This is a genomic window from Hymenobacter algoricola, from assembly GCF_039539525.1.
In the GTDB taxonomy this organism is placed as follows: Bacteria; Bacteroidota; Bacteroidia; order Cytophagales; family Hymenobacteraceae; genus Hymenobacter; species Hymenobacter algoricola.
Genome location: NZ_BAABDH010000041.1, coordinates 29,217 through 48,868, shown reverse-complemented (window position 1 = coordinate 48,868; position 19,652 = coordinate 29,217). Strand labels below are relative to the sequence as shown.

Genomic DNA, 19,652 nt, shown 5'->3' with positions numbered 1-19,652 from the left:
CGGCCGGCCTTGCGCCCACCTCATTTTTGGTTCTTCGCTTCTCCTTCTCGATTGACTACATGGCTGAAATTCAACCCGTGCGGGGCTGGCGCTACAACGCCGCGCTGAGTGAACATATTGATGACTACGTGTCGCCGCTGTTCGACGTGGTGTCGGAGAAGCAGCGCGAGGCGCTCTACCGCAACCCGCTGAACAGCATCCACCTGTCGGTGCCCCGCGGCGAGGATGCCGCCGGCGCGGCCCTGGTCCGGCTCACCGAATGGCAGACCACGGACGTGCTGCGCCAGGACGAGCTGCCCGGCATTTACGCCTACTACCAGTATTTCCGGCTGCCGGGCTCCCAGCGCGAGTACTGCCGCAAGGGCTTCATGTGCCACATCCGGGCCTACGACTGGGCCCAGAACGTGGTGCTGCGCCACGAAAACACCCTGCCCGCCGCCGTCAGCGACCGGGCCGAGCTGCTGGCCCGCACCCAGTTTCAGACCAGTGCCACCCACGGCCTCTACCGCGACGACGACTTTGAGCTGGAGCGCTACCTCGATGAGGCCATTGCCGACCCGCTCTACCAGACCGAGGAAGACTACCAGGGCGCCCGCGACGTGCTGGCCTTGATTCAGGACGCGGCCATCATCCGGCGCTTCCAGGCAATCCTGGCGACGCGGGAGGTGATTCTGGCCGACGGCCACCACCGCTACGAAGGCTCTCTGGCCTACCGGCAAGCCCGGCTGGCCGCCGACCCCCAGGCCACGGGCCAGGAGCCGTGGAACTTTCACCTGATGTATCTGACCAACTCGGCCGCCGACGATCTGCGCATTCTGCCCACCCACCGCCTGCTGCTCGAGCTGCCCGATAACCTGGCGGATGAGGAGTTCCGGCGGCGCCTGGAGCCGTACTTTACCGTGCTGCCCAAGGACGACGCGTACGACCTGCCCGAGCTGATTGCCGGCAAGCCCTGGGCGTTTGGGCTTTACCTGGGCGGGCAGGCCTACAAGCTGCGGCTGCGGCCCGAGGTGCACGCCCAGCTGAACTGGGACACGACGCCCGAGGTGAAGGCCCTGGATTTGTCGGTGCTGCACTTTTTTATCCTGGAAAAGGCCCTCGGCATCGTGGGCCCCGACGCCCAGCGCTCCTGGCCGGGCGTGGCTTACGTGCGCAACTTTTCCGAGTGCCTGAGCCGCGTGGACCGCGGCGAGGCCCGCGCCGCCCTCATCGTGAATGAGGTGACCATGGACGAGGTGGAGCGCGTGTGCCACTCGGGGGCGGTGATGCCGCCTAAATCCACGTTTTTCTACCCCAAAACCATCGGCGGCTTTCTGTTCACCTCAATCCGCGACGACGACCACGAGCATGCCTTCCACTCCCCGTTTAATTCTGGCGTCTAACTCCCCGCGCCGGCGGCAGCTGCTCACCGACCTGGGCCTGCGCTACGAAATCCGGCTGCAGGAAGTGGCGGAAGCCTACCCGCCCCACCTGCGCCGCGCCGAAGTGGCCGAGTACCTGGCCGCCCACAAGGCCGAAGCCTACCGCGCCGGCCTGGCCCCGGACGAGGTGGTGCTGACCGCCGACACCATCGTCTGCCTCGGCGAGGACGTGCTCAACAAGCCCACCGATGCCGCCGATGCCGTGCGCATGCTCACCCGCCTGCAGGGCCGCCACCACGACGTGTACACCGGCGTCTGCCTGCTCACCGGCGGCGGGCAGCAGGTGGTCTTCTCCGACCAGACCCGCGTGTACTTCCGGGCGTTGAGCGACGCCGAAATCCGCCACTACGTGGAGCAGTACCAGCCGCTCGACAAAGCCGGCGCCTACGGGGCCCAGGACTGGCTGGGCCTGGTGGGCGTCACCCGGCTCGAAGGCTCCTACTTCAACGTGATGGGCCTGCCCGTGCATCGGGTGTGGGAAGAACTGACCAAGCTGGGCTTCCGTATCACCTAGCGGACCGCCGGACTCCCGGCCGCCTTACTCCCTTTTTTCGTTTTTCCATGCTGCACAGCTTTCTGTATGCGCCTTTTGCGGCCGCCGCCCGGCAGGCGCAGTTCGACGCGGCACAGACGGTGCTGGAGCAGGAAGACCGGCCTGGCACTGCCCTGCTGCTCGGCAACCTGACCGTGGCCGGGGAGACACTGGACGCCGTGTTGGTCCGGGCCGACGGCGTGACGGTGCTGGCTTTTTTGCCCGGGGGCGGCCGGCTCACCATCTCCCCGACTACGGCGGACTCCTGGCAGCTGAACGGGCAGCCCCTGCCCGACGAACGTAGCGGCCGGCAACTGGCCGGGCAGTTTGCGCGCCAGCAGCCCGCCCTGGCGGCCTGGCTGGCGGACCAGCTGGGTACGCCGGTAGCCCCGGCGGCGGTTGCCGGCGTAGTTGCTTTTGAAAGCCCGGTTGCGTTCGGGCCCGCCGTGGCGGCCTTTTTGGCGGGCCATAACTTTCAGCTGGCCGGCAGCCTGCCCCAGCTGCCGGCGCTGCTGGGCAGCACCGCAACACCCGGCCCGCTGCTGAGTGAAGCGGTGCTGCAAGCCTGGGCCCGGGAGCTGGGCGGAGCGGAAGCAGCAGCAGACGAAGAGCCGCCCGGTTTCTGGGAGCACAAAGCCCGGCAGCTCTGGCGCTGGCTCGGCGCCGAAGATATTCCCCCGGACGCGCCCTACGGCCAGCTGCCGGCCGACCCGGTAGCGGCCAGCCAGCAGGAAAAGCAGCGCCTGGAACAGATACGCCAGCAGGTGCGGGCTGAAGTGCAGGCGCAAAGCCAGGCGGCGGCAGCCCGCGAAGCCGAGCGGGAACACACCATTGCCCAGCTCCGGGCGCAGCTGGCGCAGGCGGCGGCGGTGCCGGCCGAAACGGCGGCGCTACACGCCCGGCTGGCGGCGGAAACCCGGCAAAAAACCGCACTGGAAGCAGCCGTGCGCACGGCCCAGGCCGAGTCGGTGGCGCGCAGTGCGCGGCTAGAGGAGCGCATCGACCAACTGGGCCAGCTGATTCAGCAGCTGCAGGCCGCGCCCAGATCACCCAAACCGCCCGCTCCTGCGGCTCCACACAGGTCGGGTACCGCTGCCACTGCTCCTAGGGCTGCCCGCCGCCCGTCGCCGCCCGCCCGCCGGTGGCGGCTGCAATGGTCCCGCGTGGCCGTAGTAGCCGCCGGGCTGGGCTGGTCGGGAGCGGCCGTGTGGGGACTCACCCAGCTGACCCGGCAGCTGGTCGGGCCGCCCAAAGCCACTGAGCAGTCGGCGCCCGCCGCCCGCCCCGCCGACCCAGCGGCTGACGTTGCGGACCCGGCGCCCGACGCCGTAGAGCCCGGGGGTATGACCTCCGAACCAGCGGGCATTGACTCCGTAGCCGCCCGCCCGCCCGAGCCCCGGGACTCATCGGAAATACTGGCGCCAGTGAACGAGCCCGACCTTGATGATACGGCCCCGGGCACCTAACCTCATTCCCCGCGCAGGTTGCCACCCTTACCAGAGCCGGTCGTAGCGCAGCAGGAAAACAAAAAAGCGGCCGGTGCGCGTATCACCGGCCGCTTCGGGCTGCTTAGCGTTTCAAAAAAGTTAGCCCGGCTTCGCGATGTGGGCCAGGGCCTCGGCTTGCTGGCCGCCGCGGGCCTGCTGCAGACCCTGGGCCAGGCGCTGGCCCCAGGCCGGGTCGCAGCTGGTGCAGCGCTCCCCTCCTGTCGCTTACCTTGGGCCTGGCCTCGGCCAGGGCGCCCACCCTACGCCAGGCGCTTCAGCAGCGCCTGCTGCTCGTTGAGCCAGTCGTTGAGCGTGCTGCTGCCCGCGGCCTGGGCGCGTGGCTCCGAATCCCGGGCCACGGCCCTTACGGCCTGCGCGGCCAGCGCCTGCAGCTCTTCCAGGTCGCTTATGTCGAGGTTTTCCAGCTTCCGGAGCAGCATGGCCGGAAAATTCGGAAAGGGCTGCCCGGCCAGGGCGGCCACAATTTCGGCGGCAGCCAGGGCCGGGCCGGCTACTTCGGCTTCGAGGTACTCGTCGTCCTGGGCCGCATCGGCGGCGGGCGCCAGGGCTTCGAGCAGCGCCACCTCCCCGGGCGCTTCGTCAAACTCAGCCAGGAAGTCGGCCGCCGATTCGTCGTCAAAGTTGCTGTTGCCCAAGGTGGTCATACTACCAGGAATTAGGTGAACGATAGGTTACGCCGCAGTATACGGCCTCCGCCGGTATTGGGCCTGAGCCGCCCCGCCGCGCCCGACTATTTATTCTATTTTCAAGGCTTTATAAACTAATCCTTGTTCAGCCGGGTATCTCTAATGATTTCCAGCTTACCCCGCGCTTTCCCGTGAGAAGAATCTTCAGACGTTTGCCCCTGGCCCACGTGTTTACCCAACAGGTCCGGACCGAGCTAGTGCTGCAGCTGGCCGCCGTCGGCTCCCTCTCCGAAACCTGTCAGCAAACCGTAACCGAGCAGCTGCTGACCTGCGTGCCCCTGCTGCTGGCGTTTTATCCCAACCGCGTCAGCGGCTGGCAGGACAAAATCCACCAGGGCGCCCACGTCACCATCAGCTTCCGCAACGACTGCCAGCTGACCGTGGCAGCTTACTGCCCGGCCAAGGACGAAGGCCCCGAGGCCACGGATACGCGCATCTTTATCTACCGCGGCGGCGAGCTGCAATCCTACATTTCCTGCCATCACACCAAGCTGGCGGCGGCGCTGGTGCGCACCCTGCCCGCGCTGCAGCCTGTGCCGGCGCTGGCCTGAGCACGGTGGGCGCCGCCCTCAATGCCCGCGGGCCAGCAGCGCAATACCCGCCACAATCAATAGCAGCCCCAGGCCCTGCGGCAGCGTGAGCGACTCGCGCAGCACCACCAGCCCCAGCAGGGCCGTGAGCAGCACCGAGCCACCCACAATCACCGGCGTCCCGACCGAGGAAGGCACGCCCCGGCTGAAGACCACAAAGGTCAGAATCTCGGCCAGCCCCACGCCCACCCCGGCCAGCGCCGCCAGCAGCAGCCCTTTGTTGGTAATGGGCAGCGGCTGGCCCTGCACCTTCAGCCTCAGCAGCCACAGCCCGCCCAGCAGCGCGGCCACCAGCTGCAGCACCACCGCGCCCACGGCGGCCGGGAGCTGGGCGGCGGCCAGCTTGATAAAGAAGTTGTAGAGGGCCAGGCACAAGGCCGTGAGCAGGGCGAGCAGAATCCAGGGCATGGCTATTTCAGTCCGTGGAATCAATTGGTTCAGAAAGCAAAGTAGCTGGATCAAGCCCCGACTCTGCAAAGCGCCAGCGAGCTTGCTTTGCGGCAAGCCACCGGAAGTCATTTTTATCCTCGGCTTCCAAGCTCCAATCCAAATCTTCGGCCCAATACAACATGTCATTCTTCCACAAGCATACAGCGTGCAGAATGATGCTCAGTCCCGGATCAGCTTTTCTTTCGTCCTGAACCCAGTTGAAATCCAGCACGTCTTCAAATATCATTTCCAGCGTAGCGTCTTTCTTAAACTGACTTTGAAACAGCAGCCGGACGAACGTACGATTGTCGAAATGCATAGCCCGCCGCTCGTCCACAAACTCCCGGGTTTGCAGAGCCACTTCTTTGATGCAGCTGTCATGAAAGCTTCTGAACACCGTCATTAGGTGGTCCGAACCAGCCTGGCTCCGCATTGATTTCCACATGATCTATTGGGGTTAAAGCCCGCTCATCTGAACTTCTCCTTCAGTATCTCCAGCTCCACGGCCGGCGAAATCTTCTCGTAGAGAATGTGGTAGGCGGCCGTGGCAATGGGCATGGGCACCTTGAGCTCCTTGTTGAGCTCGTGGATGCTCTTGACGGCGTAGTAGCCCTCGGCCACCATGTTCATCTCCATCTGCGCCGACTTGACCGAGTAGCCCCGCCCGATCATGTTGCCGAAGGTGCGGTTGCGCGAAAACTGCGAGTAGGCCGTCACCAGCAAATCCCCCAGGTAGGCCGAGCCCGACAGGTCGCGGGGCTGGGGGTTCATGGCGTGCACGAAGCGGCGCATCTCCTGCACTGCATTGCTGACCAGCACAGCCTGAAAATTGTCGCCGTAGCCCAGGCCGTGGGCAATGCCGCAGGTCAGGGCAATGATGTTCTTCATCACGGCGAAGTACTCGATGCCGTCCAGGTCGGCCATGGGATGGGCCTTCACGTAGCGGTTACGCAGCAGGGCGCTGAAGTCCTCGGCCAGCTGGTGGTCGGGCGAGCCGATAGTGAGGTAGCTCTGCTTTTCCAGGGCTACTTCCTCGGCGTGGCAGGGCCCGGCCACAATGCCCAGCTGGGTGTGGGGCAGCCGAAACCGCTCGGCCACGTAGTCGGTCACCAGCACGTTCTTACCCGGAATCATGCCCTTAATGGCCGAAATGATGCGCTTGTTGCGCAGCGCGTCGCGGTCCAGCTTGTCCAGGGCGCTCTGCACGAAGGCGGCGGGCACGGCCAGCACCAGCCAGTCGGCTTCCTTCACCACGTCTTCCAGGTCGGTGGAGGGAAAGACCCGGGTCAGATCGAAAGCCACCGACGAGAGGTAGCGGCGGTTGTGGCGGGTGGTGCGCAGGTGCTGCACGTCGTCCTTGCTGCGCTGCCACCAGCCCACGCGGGCCCCGTTTTCGGATAAGATCTTGGTTAGCGCGGTGGCCCAGGAGCCGCCGCCAATCATGGCTATTTTTTCCAACTCGGTGCGTCGTAATAGTGTCGTGGCGAGCAAAGCGCGGCCATCGGTGCTGCCAAAAGTGCGAAGTTTCCCGTAACCGACAAGCCCCGGACGTCCGTGCGGACGTCCGGGGCTTGTCGGGTAAAGGGGCGGCCAGGTTACTCGCCTTCTTCGGGGGTTTCCTTCAGGGCGGCCTTGTTGATGGTTTTGGCGTCTTTAATCACCACTACCACGCCGTCCTTCAGGGTTTTGGCTACCGCCCGGAAGGGGCCGCTGACCACCTGCTCGCCGCTTTGCAGGCCGCTCAGGATCTGGATGTTGGCGAAGTCGCTGATACCGGTTTTTACGGGCGTGAGCACCGCCTTGCCGTTGCGCACCACGAAGACTACTTCCTGCACGTCAATCTTCGGGGCCGGCTTGTCGCCTGCCTCCTTGGGCGCCGAGCTGCCGCGGCTGACTTTCATGCCCCCGCCCTTCTTGTCGCCTTCCAGAGCCGTGCTGTCGGAGCGGGTCGTGACGGCGGCCAGCGGCACGCTCAGCACGTTGCTTTTGCGGTCGGTAATCACGTCGACGGAGGCCGTCATGCCCGGGCGGAACGGCACGATGGAGCGGCCCTTCACGGTGCGCTGCAGGTGGCGGTACGACTCGGGCAGCAGGCGGATGCGCACCTCAAACTCGGTGACGGCTTCGGCCGTCAGCGCGTCCTTGGCCGTGTTGGCAATGCTGGTCACGATGCCCCGGAACTTCTCGTCCTTGCTGGCATAGGAGTCCACTTCCACCACGGCCGAGTCGCCGAGGTCCACGTTGATGATGTCGTTTTCGTTGACGCTCACCCGCACTTCCATCGAGTTGAGGTTGGCAATGCGCATGATTTCGGTGCCCGCCATCTGGGTCGTGCCCACTACCCGCTCGCCCTTCTTCACGTTCAGCTTGCTCACCGTGCCGCTGACGGGGGCGTAAATCGTGGTTTTATTCAGGTTCTTGCGGGCCTCCTCCAGCGAGGCCTGGGCGCTCTGCACGTTGCTCTGCGCGGCGCGGATACCCTGGCGGGCCGAGTTGATTTCTTCCTGCGAGGCGTTGTAGGCGGCCTGGCTGCCTTCGTAGTCGGCCTGCGAAATCACCTTTTGCTTGTAGAGCGAGGCATTGCGGCGGTAGGTGAGCTCGGTTTGCTTGGCCGCGGCCATGAGCTGCTGCAGGCGGGCCTGGGTCTGGCCCACGTTGGCGCGCTGGGTGCCCACAGACGCCGACTGCATGTTGACCATGGCCTGGTAGTTATCGGGGCGGATGCGCAGCAGCAGCTGGCCTTTCTTCACCGAGTCGCCTTCCTGCACGTAGAGCTCGGTGATTTCACCGGATACGTCGGGGGAGATTTTCACTTCGGTTTCGGGCTGCACTTTGCCCGAGGCACTCACCTTCTCCACAATGTTGACCGGCGCGGCCTTGGATACGATAACCTCGGTGCCCGTCGGCTGCCCCACCCAGCCCTGTTTTTTCGCCACGAAGAAGCCGATCAGCAGAACGGCAAAAACGGCCAGTAGAATGTACAGTAAGCGGTTGTTTTTCATGCTCAGGAAAGAGGAACCAGGAAGGAAAAAGAAAAAGAAGGAGGCGAAACGGTGGGCAAATAAAGGAAGTCCGCGGCAGTAATGCGCAGCCGGGCCGGGCGGAAGCACAGAAAAAGACCTCTGCCCCGGGTGGTAATAAGGTATTACCGCGGCGGCAGAGGTCTTTACCCGGCGTAGCAGGTCCGCCCGGCGCTTACAGGTCCAGGGCGCGGCCCTGGTAGAAGTCCAGCACCTTGCGGCGGAAGATGAACTCGTACTTGGCCTGAATCATGCTCGACTCGGCCCCGTAGAGGTTGTTTTTGGCGATGTTGAAGTCCGTGCCGTTGAGCAGGCCGTTGTTGAAGCGGATTTCGGCGTTGCGGTAGGCCGTGGTCAGCGCTTCGGTCTGGCGCTTGGCCGCCGAGTAGCGCCGCTGGGCGCCAATGGCGTCGGCGTAGGCCTGCTGAATGCTCTGGCGCAGCTGCAGGCGGGTTTGCTCGGCGCGCAGCTGGTTCTGCTTCACCCCGATTTCGGAGCGCTGCACGTTGGTGCGCACCTGCAGGCCGTTGAGAATCGGCACGCTCAGGTTGAACTGCAGCTGCTTGCCGTAGTTGCTTTTCACCTGGCTGAAGAACCCGTCGGGCAGGCTTTTAAACCCCGGCTGAAAGGCAATGGCGTAGGTATTGGGCACCGGCACGCGCACCTTGGTGACGGGGTCTTCCAGAAACAGCGGCAGCCGGGCCGTTTCCTCCAGCTCGCCGGTAAACACCGGGGTGGTGCGCGACGAGGAGTAGCCCGAGAACAGGCCGCCGCCGAAGGTGAGGCGCGGGTAGTAGGCGCCCCGGGCCACTTCCACCGTCCGCAGGGCGCTTTCCACCCGCAGGTCGGCGGCTTTCACTTCCGGCATCAGGCCCTGGGCCGTATCGTAGGTGCCGTCGGGGTCGGCCGTGAGCAGCACCTCATCGTCGGGGTCAGGCAGGGTCGGCACCTCAATCTCGAAGCCGGTGGCCGAGCTCAGGTTGAGCAGCTGGGCCAGCTGGAGCTTGTAGAAAGCCACCTGGTTCTGGGCCGTAATCACGTTCAGCTCGTCGGAAGCCTGCTGGGCCTGGCTGTCGAGCAGGTTGCTTTCGGCCACGCTGCCGGCTTTGAGCAGCTTCTGGGTGCGGCTGACCTGCTGCTGGCTGCTGTTCACGCGCGTTTCGTTGGCCCGCACGATTTCCTGGGCCAGCACCAGCTGCAGGTAGGAGGAGGCTACGTTCAGGGCAATATCGTTTTTCGACTTCTCGATGTCGTTCAGGCCGGCCTCGTAGTCGAGCACGTTGCGCTTGATGGTATTGCGCAGCTGAAAGCCCGAAAACAGCGTCACCTGGGAGTTCAGGGAGAAGTTATTGGTCCGGATGGTCTGGTCCTGAAACTGGAAGGTCAGCGGGTCGACGCTGGTGCCGTAGTTCCAGTTCTGGGTGGCGTTGGCGCTGGCCGAGGGCAGCAGGGCCGCCCGGCTCTGGCGCAGCACGGCATCCGTGTTCAGGTTGGTGAGCTGCTGCTGGCGGATGGTCAGGTTGTTCTGCAGGGCTACGTCTACGGCCCGGCGCAGGGTGTAGGGGCCACTGGGCGCGGCAGCGGGCAGCGTCCCGGCCGGCGGCTGGGCGGGCGTGGACTGCGGCTGCTGGGCCGCGACGGGCAGGGCCGCAGCGCCTGCTAACAATGCCCCGACCCCGGCGGCAGCCAGGCGGGAAAGCGAAGTACGGGTTGGTTTCATAGCCGGTCAGGTCGTCTCAGGCACCTAGTCAATGTTCGGAATATAGGTCACGCGCTGCACCCAGCTGAGCTGGCGCAGGTAATCGAGGGTAATGGCGCGCAGGCCCGAGTCCATCTCGATAAACTGCCGGGCCGCGTCATTCTTGCCCTTGCGGCTCACAAACATCGTGGCGATGTTGCAGTCGTCGTGGGCAATGACGGAGGCAATAAAGGCAATGGAGCCGGTGCGGTCGTCGGCGTCAATAATAAGCGTGTGCAGGGAAGCGGAAAAGTCGGACGGAAAGCCATCGACTTCCACAATGCGAATCACGCCCCCGCCCCGGCTTTGCCCGATGACCTCCACGCTGTGGCCGTTGCGCTCGTCGCGCAGCTGCAGGCGGATGGTGTTCGGGTGCATGGTGCTGGCGTTGCCCACGCTCTGAAACACGTATTGCAGGCCGGCCTCCTTGGCGTAGTCGAAGGCCTCGCGGATGCGCTTGTCGTCGGTGGCCATGCCCAGCAGGCCGGCCACGATGGCGCGGTCGGAGCCGTGGCCCTCGTAGGTGCGGGCAAAGGAATTGTAGAAGGTGATGGTGGCATGCGTGGGCAAGGAGCCCAGAATGCGGATAGCGGCGCTGGCAATGCGGACTACCCCGGCGGTGTGCGAGGAGCTGGGCCCAATCATCACTGGCCCGATCATATCAAAAATACTGCTTTTCTCAGCCATAGGACGGGCTAAAAGTAGGGGTTTCGGGCGGGAAAGCAACCGGAGCCCGGAGTTTGTCCGACCGGGGCCGAACCAGGCCCTGGGCCCACTGTGCCCAAAGATGCGCTCCGCCCCCGAAGAGTTGCCTGGACCTGGCGCATTCGGCGGCTTTTTCGTTCTTTGTATCCACTCCCACCCCACTCCCACCCCTTTCCTTCTCCCATGCCCGCCACCCAGGACGAATTCTCGCCCGCCGTATTTGAGCAGCTCCGCCGACTTCAGCAGAAGTATGCCGCTGATGGTCAGGACCTGGCTGCTTACCTCGAAGGCCTGTACCACGCCGACTACGTCAACTACTGGGACTACATCGAGCTCGACACGCTGCTGAGCCTGCAGCGCCCGCTCACGCTGATTCCCGACGAGCGGATCTTTATCATGTACCACCAGATTACGGAGCTCTACTTCAAGCTCTGCCTGTGCGAGTACGAGCAGATCGGGCAGCTGACGGCACCCACCGTGGGCGAGCTGGCCCTGCGCGTGGGCCGCATCAACCGCTACTTCGAGAACCTGATCAACTCGTTCGACGTGATGGTGGACGGCATGGACAAGCAGCAGTTTCTGCAGTTCCGCATGGCCCTGATGCCCGCCTCGGGCTTTCAGAGCGTGCAGTACCGCATGATTGAAATTGCCAGCACCGACCTGAGCAACCTGCTCAACCAGGAAAAGCGCCGCCTGCTGGGCGACGCCGCCGCCCACGACGAGCTGATGGGCTGCATCTACTGGAAAGCCGGCGCCACCATCGAGGAAACCGGCGCCAAGGCCCTGACGCTGGTGCAGTTCGAGGAAAAGTACAGCCAGCACCTGACCGACCACGCCGCCGCCTACCACGACACGAACGTGTGGAGCACCGTGCAGCGCCTGTCGGCCGAGGACCGGCAGCACCCGCGCCTGCTGCGCGCCCTCAAGCAGCTCGACGTGAACGTGAACGTGAACTGGCCCCTGATGCACTACAAGTCGGCGGTGCGCTACCTGGAGCGCGACCCGACGGCCCTGGCCGCTACCGGGGGCACCAACTGGAAAAAGTACCTGCCTCCCAAGTTCCAGCGCCGCATCTTCTACCCCCAGCTCTGGACCGAGCAGGACCTGGAAGAATGGGGCAAGGGCTGGGTGGAAAGCATTCTGGAAGAGGCGCGGGCGGTAACGCCGGTCAACCACTGAGGGGTCCGCATGATCCGCAAAACCAGAACCTGGCTTGAGCGGTACGGCCGCTACCTGCTGGGGGCCCTGAGCCTATTGCTTGTCAGCAGCGGAATGATGGGGCAGTTGCGCGGTATCCACTCAGTTCCGGGCAAAAACGGCACGCTCAATCCGGTCTGGCTGCTTTACGTTTGCGGGGCGCTGCTGGGGTCCATCCTGCTTTTCCATCGGCCTTCCCGGAAATCGAAGCCGGTTAAGAAGTATCCCCGGCGGCTTCGATAAGCGCTTTCCTGGTCCCTGAAAGCAGTGTGGCCGCTGTTCCTTGCCTGGTAGCAAAGGAACGGCGGCCACTTTTTTCGGCCCTTCTGAAAGACAGCGCTGGAAGCTATTTCACCATAAAGTCGGCCTGGGAGTTTTCCCACATCAGGCTCACCTTACCGGCCTTATCGGCTGTGATGGTGAACTGCTCGACCGGCGCGGCCGTCTTTTTGGCTTTTACCTTCACGCGCAGCGCGTCCTGCTTGGCGTCGTACTCGTAGGCGCCCCACTGATTGGCGGTCTTGTTGAAGACGATGGTCCACTCGGTGGCGCCGGGAATGGCGAACAGGGCGTACTTGCCGGCGGGCAGCGCCTGGCCTTCAATTTTCACGGGCTTGTCCACGGTGAAGGTGGTGGCTTCGTTGGCCCCGGTGCGCCACACGGCGTTGTAGGGCACCAGCCCGCCGAACACCTTGCGGCCCTTCATGGCCGGGCGGCTGTAGTCGATGGTCACCGTGGCCCCACCTACCATGGCCGTGGCCGTAGCCGGCGGGCTCGGGCGCTTCGATTTGTCTTCGGGCATCTTCTGGCCCTGGGCGTAGGCGGAGCCGGTCAGCAGCAGCAGGGCGGCCAGCAGGAAGTGGGAAGCAGCGTTTCGCATGGGTAGTGGGGAAGTGAGGGAGAATGGTTGGCCTGAAAAGAAGGAACGGCCGGATTTGTTTGTCCGGCCTCCGGCCAGATGACGCCGCCTGCGCCCCAGACGTTGCACGCGCCCTACATCGACAGCGGCTCGTCGTCGAGGCGGGAGGTGCGCTTCGTGTCGGGCATGCGCAGGTACACGATCAGGGAAATGGCCGCGCAGGCCGTCACGTACCAGTAGTACCAGCTTTCCACGCCGTGGTCTTTGGCCTGCAGGGCCACGTACTCGGCCGAGCCGCCGAACAACGCCACCGTCAGCGCGTAGGGCAGCCCCACGCCCAGGGCCCGGATTTCGGTCGGAAACAGCTCGGCCTTCACAATGGCGTTGATGGCGGTGTAGCCGCTGACGATAACCAGCCCGATGAGCAGCAGCCCGAAGGCCGTCCAGGCGTCGTGGGTGCGGCCCAGCAGCGTGAGCAGCGGCACCGTGGCCAGCGTGGCGCCCACCCCGAAAAACAGCAGCACCGGCCGCCGCCCCACCCGGTCGGACAGCGCCCCGAGCAGCGGCTGCAAGACGACGGTGACGGCCAGGGCCCCGAAGGAAATCAGCGTGGCGTCGGCCTTGCTGAAGCCGGAGGTGTTGACCAGAAACTTCTGGGCATAGTTGGTGAAGGTGTAAAAGGCAATGGTGCCGCCCAGCGTCATGCCCACCACGGTGAAGACCTCGCGCGGGTAGCGCCGCAGCACGGCCAGCTTGCCCGCCGGCTTTTCCGAGCCGGCCGCTACCGGGCGCTGCTGCTCGAAAGCGTCGGTTTCGGCCATGCTGCGCCGCAGGTACAGGGCCGAAACCGCGGCCGCCGCGCCAATCACGAACGGTACCCGCCAGCCCCAGGCGTACATCTGCCCGGGGCTGAGCACCCGCTGCAGGCCCAGCTGTACCAGCAAGGCCAGCAGCTGCCCGGCAATGAGCGTCACGTACTGGAAGCTGGAGTAGAAGCCCCGGTTTTTGGCGTCGGCCATTTCGCTGAGGTAGGTCGCCGAGGTGCCGTACTCGCCGCCCACGCTCAGCCCCTGGGCCAGCCGCGCCACCACCAGCAGGATGGGGGCCGCCACGCCGATGCGCTGGTACGAGGGCGTGAGGGCAATGAGCAGGGAACCCGCGCACATCAGCAGCACCGACAGCAGCAGGGCCGCCTTGCGCCCGTGCCGGTCGGCGTACACGCCCATCAGCCAGCCGCCCAGGGGCCGCATCAGAAAGCCCACGGCGAAGATGGCGGCCGTGTTGAGCAGCTGGGCCGTGAGGTTGCCCTTGGGGAAGAACGCGGGGGCAAAATACAGGGCAAAGGCCGAGTACACGTACCAGTCGTACCATTCCACCAGGTTGCCCACCGAGCCGCTGAAGATGGAGCGCAGCCGCGCGGCAGACGACAGATCGGGGACAGTACGGGAGGCGGGCATCGCGGGGGGCGGATAAAGACGAAAGAGGCCGGCTTCGGCCGAGGCGGGGCACTATAGGCAGTCGGCTGCCCCGGCGCGGGTTTAAACCAGCCGGCCGCAAACTACGTATTCGCTCAGCAGTCGGCCGATAGTGGCTGCCTCCGGTGGGGCCTTGGCCGCAAAACCGGCCGAAAACCGCCCGCCAAGCTGAACCAGTTAAACCATCTTTTCGGTTCAGTCCTCCACCATCGCCCTCTTCTCTTTCGATCATGGATCAGAAGCCCACCCCCGCCATCAACGCTCGTTTGGAACAATCCTTTAAAGAAGCCGACCTGGCGCGGGAAGACCTGGCGGACTCCATCGCCCGGTCGGTGGCCACCAACTGCGACCTGCTCCACCACGGCCTGGTCAGTGCCAAGGGGCTGGAGGTAACCACCGAAATGTACCGGGAGATGCTCGGCAAGCTGCTGCGCCACAGCTCGGGGGAAGTGCGGGCCCAGGTGCTGGCTTCGTTCAACCAGTCGATGGAGGCGTTCTGGCCCCGCAAAAACAGCCCCGGCCCTTCCCGGAGTGCCCCCGACCCGGCGGAGCTGGCAGAGTAGCCCCGCGCCCACCCAGCCGCCCCGCCCCGCGCCCACGCTTCCTTCGTTACGGATCAAGCCCCTTACCCGACCCGCGGCAAGGGGCTTTTGCATGGAACCCGGCCCGGGGCCCCGCCAGCCGCGCAAAACCGCTACCTTCGCCGCCGTTGTCCTTTGCTGGATTTTATTCATCAGACGACGGAAGGTGGGCGGGTAATTCCGCCCCGAACAGGGAACCGGGTGCAAATCCCGGACAGACGCGCTACTGTAAGTAACGACTTTGTTTTCCCCCACAGCAACCCATTGTCCCGCTTCCGGCGGGATGAGAAGGGCGGGGAAGATGTTACGAGTCAGGAGACCTGCCTTCCGTCTTATTGGTAAGGCTGCCTTCGCGAAATGAGGCCTTTATCGGGTGCTGGTGCACGGTTTCTGCCTTTTCCGGCCCGCGGCAGTGCGGCCGGGCCGGGCTCGTCGTGCGGCCGGACGATTCCCGTTATTGCTCAGTTCGCGGGGCTTTCCGAAATCCGGCAAGGGCGTATTGCTTCCCTTCCTTTTTCCGCCTCTCATGAGCCTCGACGAGAAAATTGCCCGCGCCGAAACCCGCATCTTCAAAGCCGTATTTCCCAACACCACCAACCACTACGACACGCTCTTCGGCGGCGCCACGCTGCACATGATGGATGAGGTGGCCTTCATCTGCGCCACCCGCTTCAGCCGCCTGAAGATGGTCACCGTCTCCTCCGACAAGGTCGACTTCACCCACCCCATACCCGGCGGCACGCTCGTCGAGCTGATCGGCAACGTGGTGCGCGTGGGCAACACCAGCCTGCAGGTGCGCGTGGATCTGTTCGTGGAGCAGATGTACTCCGAGGAGCGCACCAAGGCCGTAACCGGCCTGTTCACCTTCGTCGCCATCGACGCCGACAAGCGCCCGGTGAAGATTCTGGCGGAGTAGGAGAATGGCAGCGTAACAGGCACAACGTCAGGCTTGATCTGGCGTCTGCGCAGCCGAAGTATCTCGCGGGCTGACTTCTGGTTGGTACTCTAAGCCCCCTATCTTTTGGAGAAGGGGTTGGGGGGGAGATGCCGCCCGCCGTATCTTTGCCCTTTCCCCCATTCACTGCCCCGGTTTAAAGGCTCGAAACCTTTCGCCTTATGTCCAAGAGAGAAATTGAGGTGCTGCTGCCGCCCGAAGTAGCCTACGACGAGTTTGCCCGCTACCGCGCCCTGCTGGAAGCCACGGGCCTGGAGCCCGGCGAGGCCGACTTCGTGCACCTGCGCAAGCGCAGCATCGACGCCCGCGGCCGCCAGCCGCTGGTGCGCCTGCGGGCCGACATCTGGCTCAGCCGTCCCCCGGCCGATACGTTCGGACCCTGGTTTCAGTACCCCGACGTGAGCCGGGCCCGCCGCTCGGTGCTCATCGTGGGCGCGGGGCCGGCGGGGCTGTTTGCGGCGCTGCGCTGCATCGAGCTGGGCCTGAAACCCATTGTGCTGGAGCGCGGCAAGGACGTGCGCACCCGCCGCCGCGACCTGGCCGCCCTCAATAAGGAGCACGTGGTGAACCCGGATTCCAACTACTGCTTCGGCGAGGGCGGGGCGGGCACCTATTCCGACGGCAAGCTCTACACCCGGGCCACCAAGCGCGGCGACATTCAGCGCATCCTGCGCCTGCTGGTGCAGCACGGCGCCACCCCCGATATTCTCGTCGATGCCCACCCCCACATCGGCACCAACAAGCTGCCCTCCGTGGTGGCCGCCCTGCGGGAAAGTATTCTGGCGGCCGGCGGCGAAGTGCGCTTCGATACGCGGGTGGACGACCTGATTCTGGCGCAGAACCACCTGCGCGGGGTAGTCACGGCCCGTGGCGAGACCCTGGAAGCCGACGCCGTGATTCTGGCCACCGGCCACTCAGCCCGCGACATCTACGAGCTGCTGCACCGGCGCGGGGTGCGCATCGAGGCCAAGCCCTTCGCCCTGGGCGTGCGCGTGGAGCACCCCCAGCAGCTCATCGATCAGGCCCAGTACCGTTTGCAGGACCGCGGGCCGCTGCCGGCGGCTTCCTACGCGCTGGTGCACCAAACCCAGTGGCAGGGCCGGCAGCGGGGCGTATTTTCGTTCTGCATGTGTCCCGGCGGCTTTATCGTGCCGGCCGCCACGGCCCCGGGCGAGGTGGTAGTGAACGGCATGAGCCCCAGCCGCCGCGACTCCCGCTTCGCCAACTCGGGCATCGTGACGGCCATTGAACTCGAAGACCTGGACCTGGCCCAGTACGGCGAGCTGGCGGGGCTGCGCCTGCAGCAGCAAATCGAGCAGCGGGCCTGCGCCCTGGCCGGCGCCACCCAGCGCGCCCCGGCCCAGCTTCTCGGCGACTTTCTCAAGGGCACCCGCTCGGCCGAGCTGCTCGAAACTTCCTACCAGCCGGGGCTGGTATCGGTGGATATGGAGCAGGTGCTGGGCGCGGGCCTGGCCGACCGCCTGCGCCAGGGCTTCCGCGACTTCGGCCGCAAGATTCCCGGCTACGCCACCAACGCGGCCCAGATTGTGGGCGTGGAAAGCCGCACTTCGGCCCCCGTACGCATCCCCCGCGACCGGGACACGCTCCAGCACCCCGAAATCCGGGGCCTGTTTCCCTGCGGCGAAGGCGCCGGCTTTGCCGGCGGCATCGTGTCGGCGGCCATGGACGGAGAGCGGTGCGCCGAAGCGGTGCTGGCCCGCTTGTAGTTTTTGGTGAGTGGTTTTTGGTTTTTGGCCGCAGTCTTTCGTTTAAACAACTGACTTGTGGTTGCGGCGGCACCAAATCCTCCGCTCCCCCGGGCCAAAAACTAAAAACGACTACCTAAAAACCACCATGAAAAAGACCTTAGTTCTCGGGGCCAGCGACAATCCGGCCCGCTATTCTTTCCGGGCCGTGCACCAGCTCCGGCAGCACGGCCACGAGGTGGTGCCCGTGGGCATCCGCAAGGGCCAGGTGGCCGGCCTCGCCATTCACACCGACCGGCCCCCGGAGGCCGACATCGATACCGTCACGCTCTACGTGGGCCCGCAAAATCAGCCTGCCTGGTACGACTACATTCTGGACCTGAACCCGAAGCGCATCATCTTCAACCCCGGCACCGAAAATGCCGAGCTGGAAAAGCTGGCCCAGCAGCGCGGCATCCGCACCGAGGAAGCCTGCACGCTGGTGATGCTGTCCATTGGCAACTATTAGGCTTCAAGGCCCCGTTTACCCGTCTCTGCGCGCAGCGCGCAGCAATCCGTCCGCTAAAGTGTGAACAGCTCCTTTCTTATAAAAGCCCCCGCGTAGCGCATACGTCGGGGCTTTTTGCTTTAGCAGGCTTGCTTTTTTGCTCCGGACGGATTGCTTCGCGCTGCTCGCAACGAGAACGAGTGTTAACTGCTATTTTTAACTTTCCCTGCCCCCCAGGCAACCCATCGGCTTACCGTAGTATCTACCCTGCCAAACCGCCGTCTATCGTTTGATCCTATCCTTACTTCCGTGACTGAAACCGAACTCATCGTCGCGTGCCGCCAGGGCAGTGTCCGGGCCCAGAAGCAGCTCTACGAGCAGTTTGCGGGCATGATGTTCGGCGTGTGCCTGCGCTACCTGCGCCACCGCGAAGATGCCGAGGAAGTGATGCTGGGCGGTTTTGCCAAAGTGTTCCGGGCCCTGGACTCGTACCGGCACGAGGGCAGCTTCGAAGGCTGGATTCGCCGCATCATGGTCAACGAGGCCCTGGGCCAGCTGCGGCGCAAGGAGCCCATGCACCTGGCCATCGACGATTCGCACCTCGAGCTGGCCGTAACGCCGGCCGAAGCCGAAAGCCAGCTCAACGCGGCCGACATGCTGGCCGTACTGGCTCAGCTGCCCGCCGGGTACCGCACCGTTTTCAACCTGTACGCCCTGGAGGGCTTTTCCCACGCCGAAATTGCCGAGATGCTGGGTATTTCGGAAGGCACCTCCAAATCTCAGCTCAGTAAAGCCCGCGCCATGCTCCAGCGCCGCCTCGCGGTAGCCAACCTGAGCGCCACTCCCACCACCGAACCGAAAGAATACTATGCAACCGGAAGATATTGATAAGCTGTTTCGCGACCAGCTGCGCGACCATGCTCCCGCCCCGCCGGCTTACCTCTGGACCCAGCTCGAAGCTGAGCTGCAGCCCGCCAGGAAGCGGCCGGCCATGTGGCTCTACGCCGCGGCCGCCGTGGTGGCCCTGCTCCTGGTAGCCGGCGGCTCCTGGCTGTGGCCGACGCCCGGCGCCGGCACCCTGGAAGGCACGCTGGCCACTGCAACAAAAACGCCGGCAGCCCGGAAAGACGGCTCCGTCGCGATAAGAGCGCCTTTTTCCGAAAAACCTTCCGCTGCCCAGGCAACCCCGTCCGGCCAGACTCCATCTACCCTCCCAGAAGCCAATCGGGCTGAACCACTGGTAGCGGCCACCTCGCCCCAGGCCCCGGCAACCGCCGCAACCCCGGCCGCGCCCCGGCCCGCAGCAGTAGCCCGGCCGCAGGATGACTTGGCACCCAGCCGCCATCCGGTAGCTGGCACCACGGTAGCGCCCCGGACGCGCCGCCAGCCGGCGGCGCCGCAACCAGCCCCGGCTCCGGTCTATGCCTCAGCTCCCACGGCGCGTCCGGAACGCCCGGTGGCGGAGGCCCGGGCTGCCCAGGCGCTGCCGAAGCCCGAAGCGGCCACGGCGCTGGTAACGCCGGCCCCGACGGGTACCATTGAAGTAGAAGTACGCCGGGGCCTGCCCGCCCAGGCTCTGGCCCTGGCGGACGCGCCGGACCAGCCACAGTCCCGCCTGGTAGGGCGCCTGCTGCGCAAAGCCGGTACGGTGGCGCTGCGCGAAGTGCGCGAAAAAGTGGATTTGCCGGTGGTCACGCTCAACGTGCTGAACCACTCGCTTTCGACCAAAGACATTCAACTCTAAGCTTTTCAACCCCCTCGTC

The 19,652-nt window shown here is 65.0% G+C and carries 21 protein-coding genes and 1 riboswitch; of the genes, 12 read left to right on the top strand and 9 right to left on the bottom strand.

The annotated features are described in order from the left end of the window. The first annotated feature begins 59 nt into the window (after positions 1–59). The 3 genes from ABD842_RS12675 to ABD842_RS12665 are packed head-to-tail and all read left to right on the top strand — an operon-like array spanning position 60 to position 3,419. Positions 60–1,382: a DUF1015 domain-containing protein gene (locus tag ABD842_RS12675; protein WP_345114363.1), complete on the top strand. Its 1,323-nt coding sequence runs from the start codon at positions 60–62 to the stop codon at positions 1,380–1,382. Then, entirely contained in the window at positions 1,348–1,935 is a 588-nt protein-coding gene (locus tag ABD842_RS12670) for a Maf family nucleotide pyrophosphatase (protein WP_345114360.1), read from the top strand. The genes ABD842_RS12675 and ABD842_RS12670 overlap by 35 nt, the downstream gene beginning before the upstream one ends. A gap of 47 nt (positions 1,936–1,982) precedes the next feature. Next, complete coding sequence (locus tag ABD842_RS12665) at positions 1,983–3,419, top strand: hypothetical protein (RefSeq protein ID WP_345114357.1); 1,437 nt, start codon at positions 1,983–1,985, stop codon at positions 3,417–3,419. A gap of 281 nt (positions 3,420–3,700) precedes the next feature. Here the strand turns inward: ABD842_RS12665 and ABD842_RS12660 are convergent, their stop codons facing one another. Continuing rightward, entirely contained in the window at positions 3,701–4,105 is a 405-nt protein-coding gene (locus tag ABD842_RS12660) for a DUF4259 domain-containing protein (protein WP_345114355.1), read from the bottom strand. A 173-nt stretch (positions 4,106–4,278) separates the two neighbouring features. On the opposite strand from ABD842_RS12660, the gene ABD842_RS12655 reads away from it, so the two are divergent. After that, the gene (locus ABD842_RS12655) at positions 4,279–4,698 is read left to right on the top strand and encodes a hypothetical protein (protein ID WP_345114352.1); all 420 of its coding nucleotides are present in this window, start codon (positions 4,279–4,281) and stop codon (positions 4,696–4,698) included. A gap of 18 nt (positions 4,699–4,716) precedes the next feature. Here the strand turns inward: ABD842_RS12655 and ABD842_RS12650 are convergent, their stop codons facing one another. From ABD842_RS12650 to sdaAB, 6 genes are all read right to left on the bottom strand, one after another. Continuing rightward, complete coding sequence (locus ABD842_RS12650; protein WP_345114350.1) at positions 4,717–5,169, bottom strand: EamA family transporter; 453 nt, start codon at positions 5,167–5,169, stop codon at positions 4,717–4,719. After that, entirely contained in the window at positions 5,153–5,611 is a 459-nt protein-coding gene (locus ABD842_RS12645; RefSeq protein WP_345114347.1) for a hypothetical protein, read from the bottom strand. Before ABD842_RS12645 ends, ABD842_RS12650 begins: the two co-directional genes overlap by 17 nt. A gap of 23 nt (positions 5,612–5,634) precedes the next feature. Next, a complete protein-coding gene (locus tag ABD842_RS12640) occupies positions 5,635–6,624 on the bottom strand; it encodes an NAD(P)H-dependent glycerol-3-phosphate dehydrogenase (RefSeq protein WP_345114344.1) in 990 nt (329 codons plus the stop codon). Positions 6,625–6,761: 137 nt separating this feature from the next. Further along, complete coding sequence (locus ABD842_RS12635; RefSeq protein ID WP_345114340.1) at positions 6,762–8,168, bottom strand: efflux RND transporter periplasmic adaptor subunit; 1,407 nt, start codon at positions 8,166–8,168, stop codon at positions 6,762–6,764. Positions 8,169–8,361: 193 nt separating this feature from the next. Then, positions 8,362–9,906 (bottom strand): TolC family protein, encoded by a 1,545-nt coding sequence (locus ABD842_RS12630; protein ID WP_345114337.1) that lies wholly within the window; start codon positions 9,904–9,906, stop codon positions 8,362–8,364. A gap of 24 nt (positions 9,907–9,930) precedes the next feature. After that, positions 9,931–10,611, bottom strand: a complete 681-nt coding sequence (gene sdaAB / locus ABD842_RS12625; RefSeq protein ID WP_345114334.1) for an L-serine ammonia-lyase, iron-sulfur-dependent subunit beta — start codon at positions 10,609–10,611, stop codon at positions 9,931–9,933. Between the two features lie 201 nt (positions 10,612–10,812). Between sdaAB and ABD842_RS12620 the strand changes: the two genes are divergently transcribed. Next, positions 10,813–11,808: a tryptophan 2,3-dioxygenase family protein gene (locus ABD842_RS12620; RefSeq protein WP_345114331.1), complete on the top strand. Its 996-nt coding sequence runs from the start codon at positions 10,813–10,815 to the stop codon at positions 11,806–11,808. A gap of 9 nt (positions 11,809–11,817) precedes the next feature. After that, positions 11,818–12,069: a hypothetical protein gene (locus ABD842_RS12615; protein WP_345114328.1), complete on the top strand. Its 252-nt coding sequence runs from the start codon at positions 11,818–11,820 to the stop codon at positions 12,067–12,069. Between the two features lie 103 nt (positions 12,070–12,172). Here ABD842_RS12615 and ABD842_RS12610 read toward each other — a convergent pair whose 3' ends face one another. Further along, a complete protein-coding gene (locus ABD842_RS12610; protein ID WP_345114326.1) occupies positions 12,173–12,706 on the bottom strand; it encodes a DUF2911 domain-containing protein in 534 nt (177 codons plus the stop codon). Positions 12,707–12,819: 113 nt separating this feature from the next. After that, the gene (locus ABD842_RS12605; RefSeq protein WP_345114323.1) at positions 12,820–14,142 is read right to left on the bottom strand and encodes an MFS transporter; all 1,323 of its coding nucleotides are present in this window, start codon (positions 14,140–14,142) and stop codon (positions 12,820–12,822) included. Positions 14,143–14,390: 248 nt separating this feature from the next. Between ABD842_RS12605 and ABD842_RS12600 the strand changes: the two genes are divergently transcribed. The 6 genes from ABD842_RS12600 (at position 14,391) to ABD842_RS12575 (ending at position 19,633) form a co-directional block, all read left to right on the top strand. Next, the gene (locus tag ABD842_RS12600) at positions 14,391–14,723 is read left to right on the top strand and encodes a hypothetical protein (RefSeq protein WP_345114320.1); all 333 of its coding nucleotides are present in this window, start codon (positions 14,391–14,393) and stop codon (positions 14,721–14,723) included. 165 nt (positions 14,724–14,888) lie between these two features. Next, positions 14,889–15,083: riboswitch (cobalamin riboswitch) on the top strand. Positions 15,084–15,267: 184 nt separating this feature from the next. Continuing rightward, a complete protein-coding gene (locus ABD842_RS12595) occupies positions 15,268–15,657 on the top strand; it encodes an acyl-CoA thioesterase (protein WP_345114318.1) in 390 nt (129 codons plus the stop codon). A gap of 200 nt (positions 15,658–15,857) precedes the next feature. Continuing rightward, on the top strand, positions 15,858–17,423 hold the full coding sequence (locus tag ABD842_RS12590) for an NAD(P)/FAD-dependent oxidoreductase (RefSeq protein ID WP_345114315.1): 1,566 nt from the start codon (positions 15,858–15,860) through the stop codon (positions 17,421–17,423). A 127-nt stretch (positions 17,424–17,550) separates the two neighbouring features. Continuing rightward, positions 17,551–17,910: a CoA-binding protein gene (locus tag ABD842_RS12585; protein WP_345114312.1), complete on the top strand. Its 360-nt coding sequence runs from the start codon at positions 17,551–17,553 to the stop codon at positions 17,908–17,910. A gap of 288 nt (positions 17,911–18,198) precedes the next feature. Further along, a complete protein-coding gene (locus tag ABD842_RS12580; RefSeq protein WP_345114309.1) occupies positions 18,199–18,777 on the top strand; it encodes an RNA polymerase sigma factor in 579 nt (192 codons plus the stop codon). Continuing rightward, positions 18,758–19,633 carry a hypothetical protein gene (locus ABD842_RS12575; RefSeq protein WP_345114306.1) on the top strand — a complete coding sequence of 292 codons (876 nt, stop codon included), beginning with the start codon at positions 18,758–18,760 and terminating at the stop codon, positions 19,631–19,633. The genes ABD842_RS12580 and ABD842_RS12575 overlap by 20 nt, the downstream gene beginning before the upstream one ends. Positions 19,634–19,652 lie beyond the last annotated feature (19 nt).

Bases quoted from the DNA above. Each gene is read 5' to 3' on its own strand.
- ABD842_RS12675 (WP_345114363.1), top strand. From the start codon at position 60: ATGGCTGAAATTCAACCCGTGCGGGGCTGGCGCTACAACGCCGCGCTG.
- ABD842_RS12670 (WP_345114360.1), top strand. From the start codon at position 1,348: ATGCCTTCCACTCCCCGTTTAATTCTGGCGTCTAACTCCCCGCGCCGG.
- ABD842_RS12665 (WP_345114357.1), top strand. From the start codon at position 1,983: ATGCTGCACAGCTTTCTGTATGCGCCTTTTGCGGCCGCCGCCCGGCAG.
- ABD842_RS12660 (WP_345114355.1), bottom strand. From the start codon at position 4,105: ATGACCACCTTGGGCAACAGCAACTTTGACGACGAATCGGCGGCCGAC.
- ABD842_RS12645 (WP_345114347.1), bottom strand. From the start codon at position 5,611: ATGTGGAAATCAATGCGGAGCCAGGCTGGTTCGGACCACCTAATGACG.
- ABD842_RS12635 (WP_345114340.1), bottom strand. From the start codon at position 8,168: ATGAAAAACAACCGCTTACTGTACATTCTACTGGCCGTTTTTGCCGTT.
- ABD842_RS12630 (WP_345114337.1), bottom strand. From the start codon at position 9,906: ATGAAACCAACCCGTACTTCGCTTTCCCGCCTGGCTGCCGCCGGGGTC.
- sdaAB (WP_345114334.1), bottom strand. From the start codon at position 10,611: ATGGCTGAGAAAAGCAGTATTTTTGATATGATCGGGCCAGTGATGATT.
- ABD842_RS12620 (WP_345114331.1), top strand. From the start codon at position 10,813: ATGCCCGCCACCCAGGACGAATTCTCGCCCGCCGTATTTGAGCAGCTC.
- ABD842_RS12615 (WP_345114328.1), top strand. From the start codon at position 11,818: ATGATCCGCAAAACCAGAACCTGGCTTGAGCGGTACGGCCGCTACCTG.
- ABD842_RS12610 (WP_345114326.1), bottom strand. From the start codon at position 12,706: ATGCGAAACGCTGCTTCCCACTTCCTGCTGGCCGCCCTGCTGCTGCTG.
- ABD842_RS12605 (WP_345114323.1), bottom strand. From the start codon at position 14,142: ATGCCCGCCTCCCGTACTGTCCCCGATCTGTCGTCTGCCGCGCGGCTG.
- ABD842_RS12600 (WP_345114320.1), top strand. From the start codon at position 14,391: ATGGATCAGAAGCCCACCCCCGCCATCAACGCTCGTTTGGAACAATCC.
- ABD842_RS12595 (WP_345114318.1), top strand. From the start codon at position 15,268: ATGAGCCTCGACGAGAAAATTGCCCGCGCCGAAACCCGCATCTTCAAA.
- ABD842_RS12590 (WP_345114315.1), top strand. From the start codon at position 15,858: ATGTCCAAGAGAGAAATTGAGGTGCTGCTGCCGCCCGAAGTAGCCTAC.
- ABD842_RS12585 (WP_345114312.1), top strand. From the start codon at position 17,551: ATGAAAAAGACCTTAGTTCTCGGGGCCAGCGACAATCCGGCCCGCTAT.
- ABD842_RS12575 (WP_345114306.1), top strand. From the start codon at position 18,758: ATGCAACCGGAAGATATTGATAAGCTGTTTCGCGACCAGCTGCGCGAC.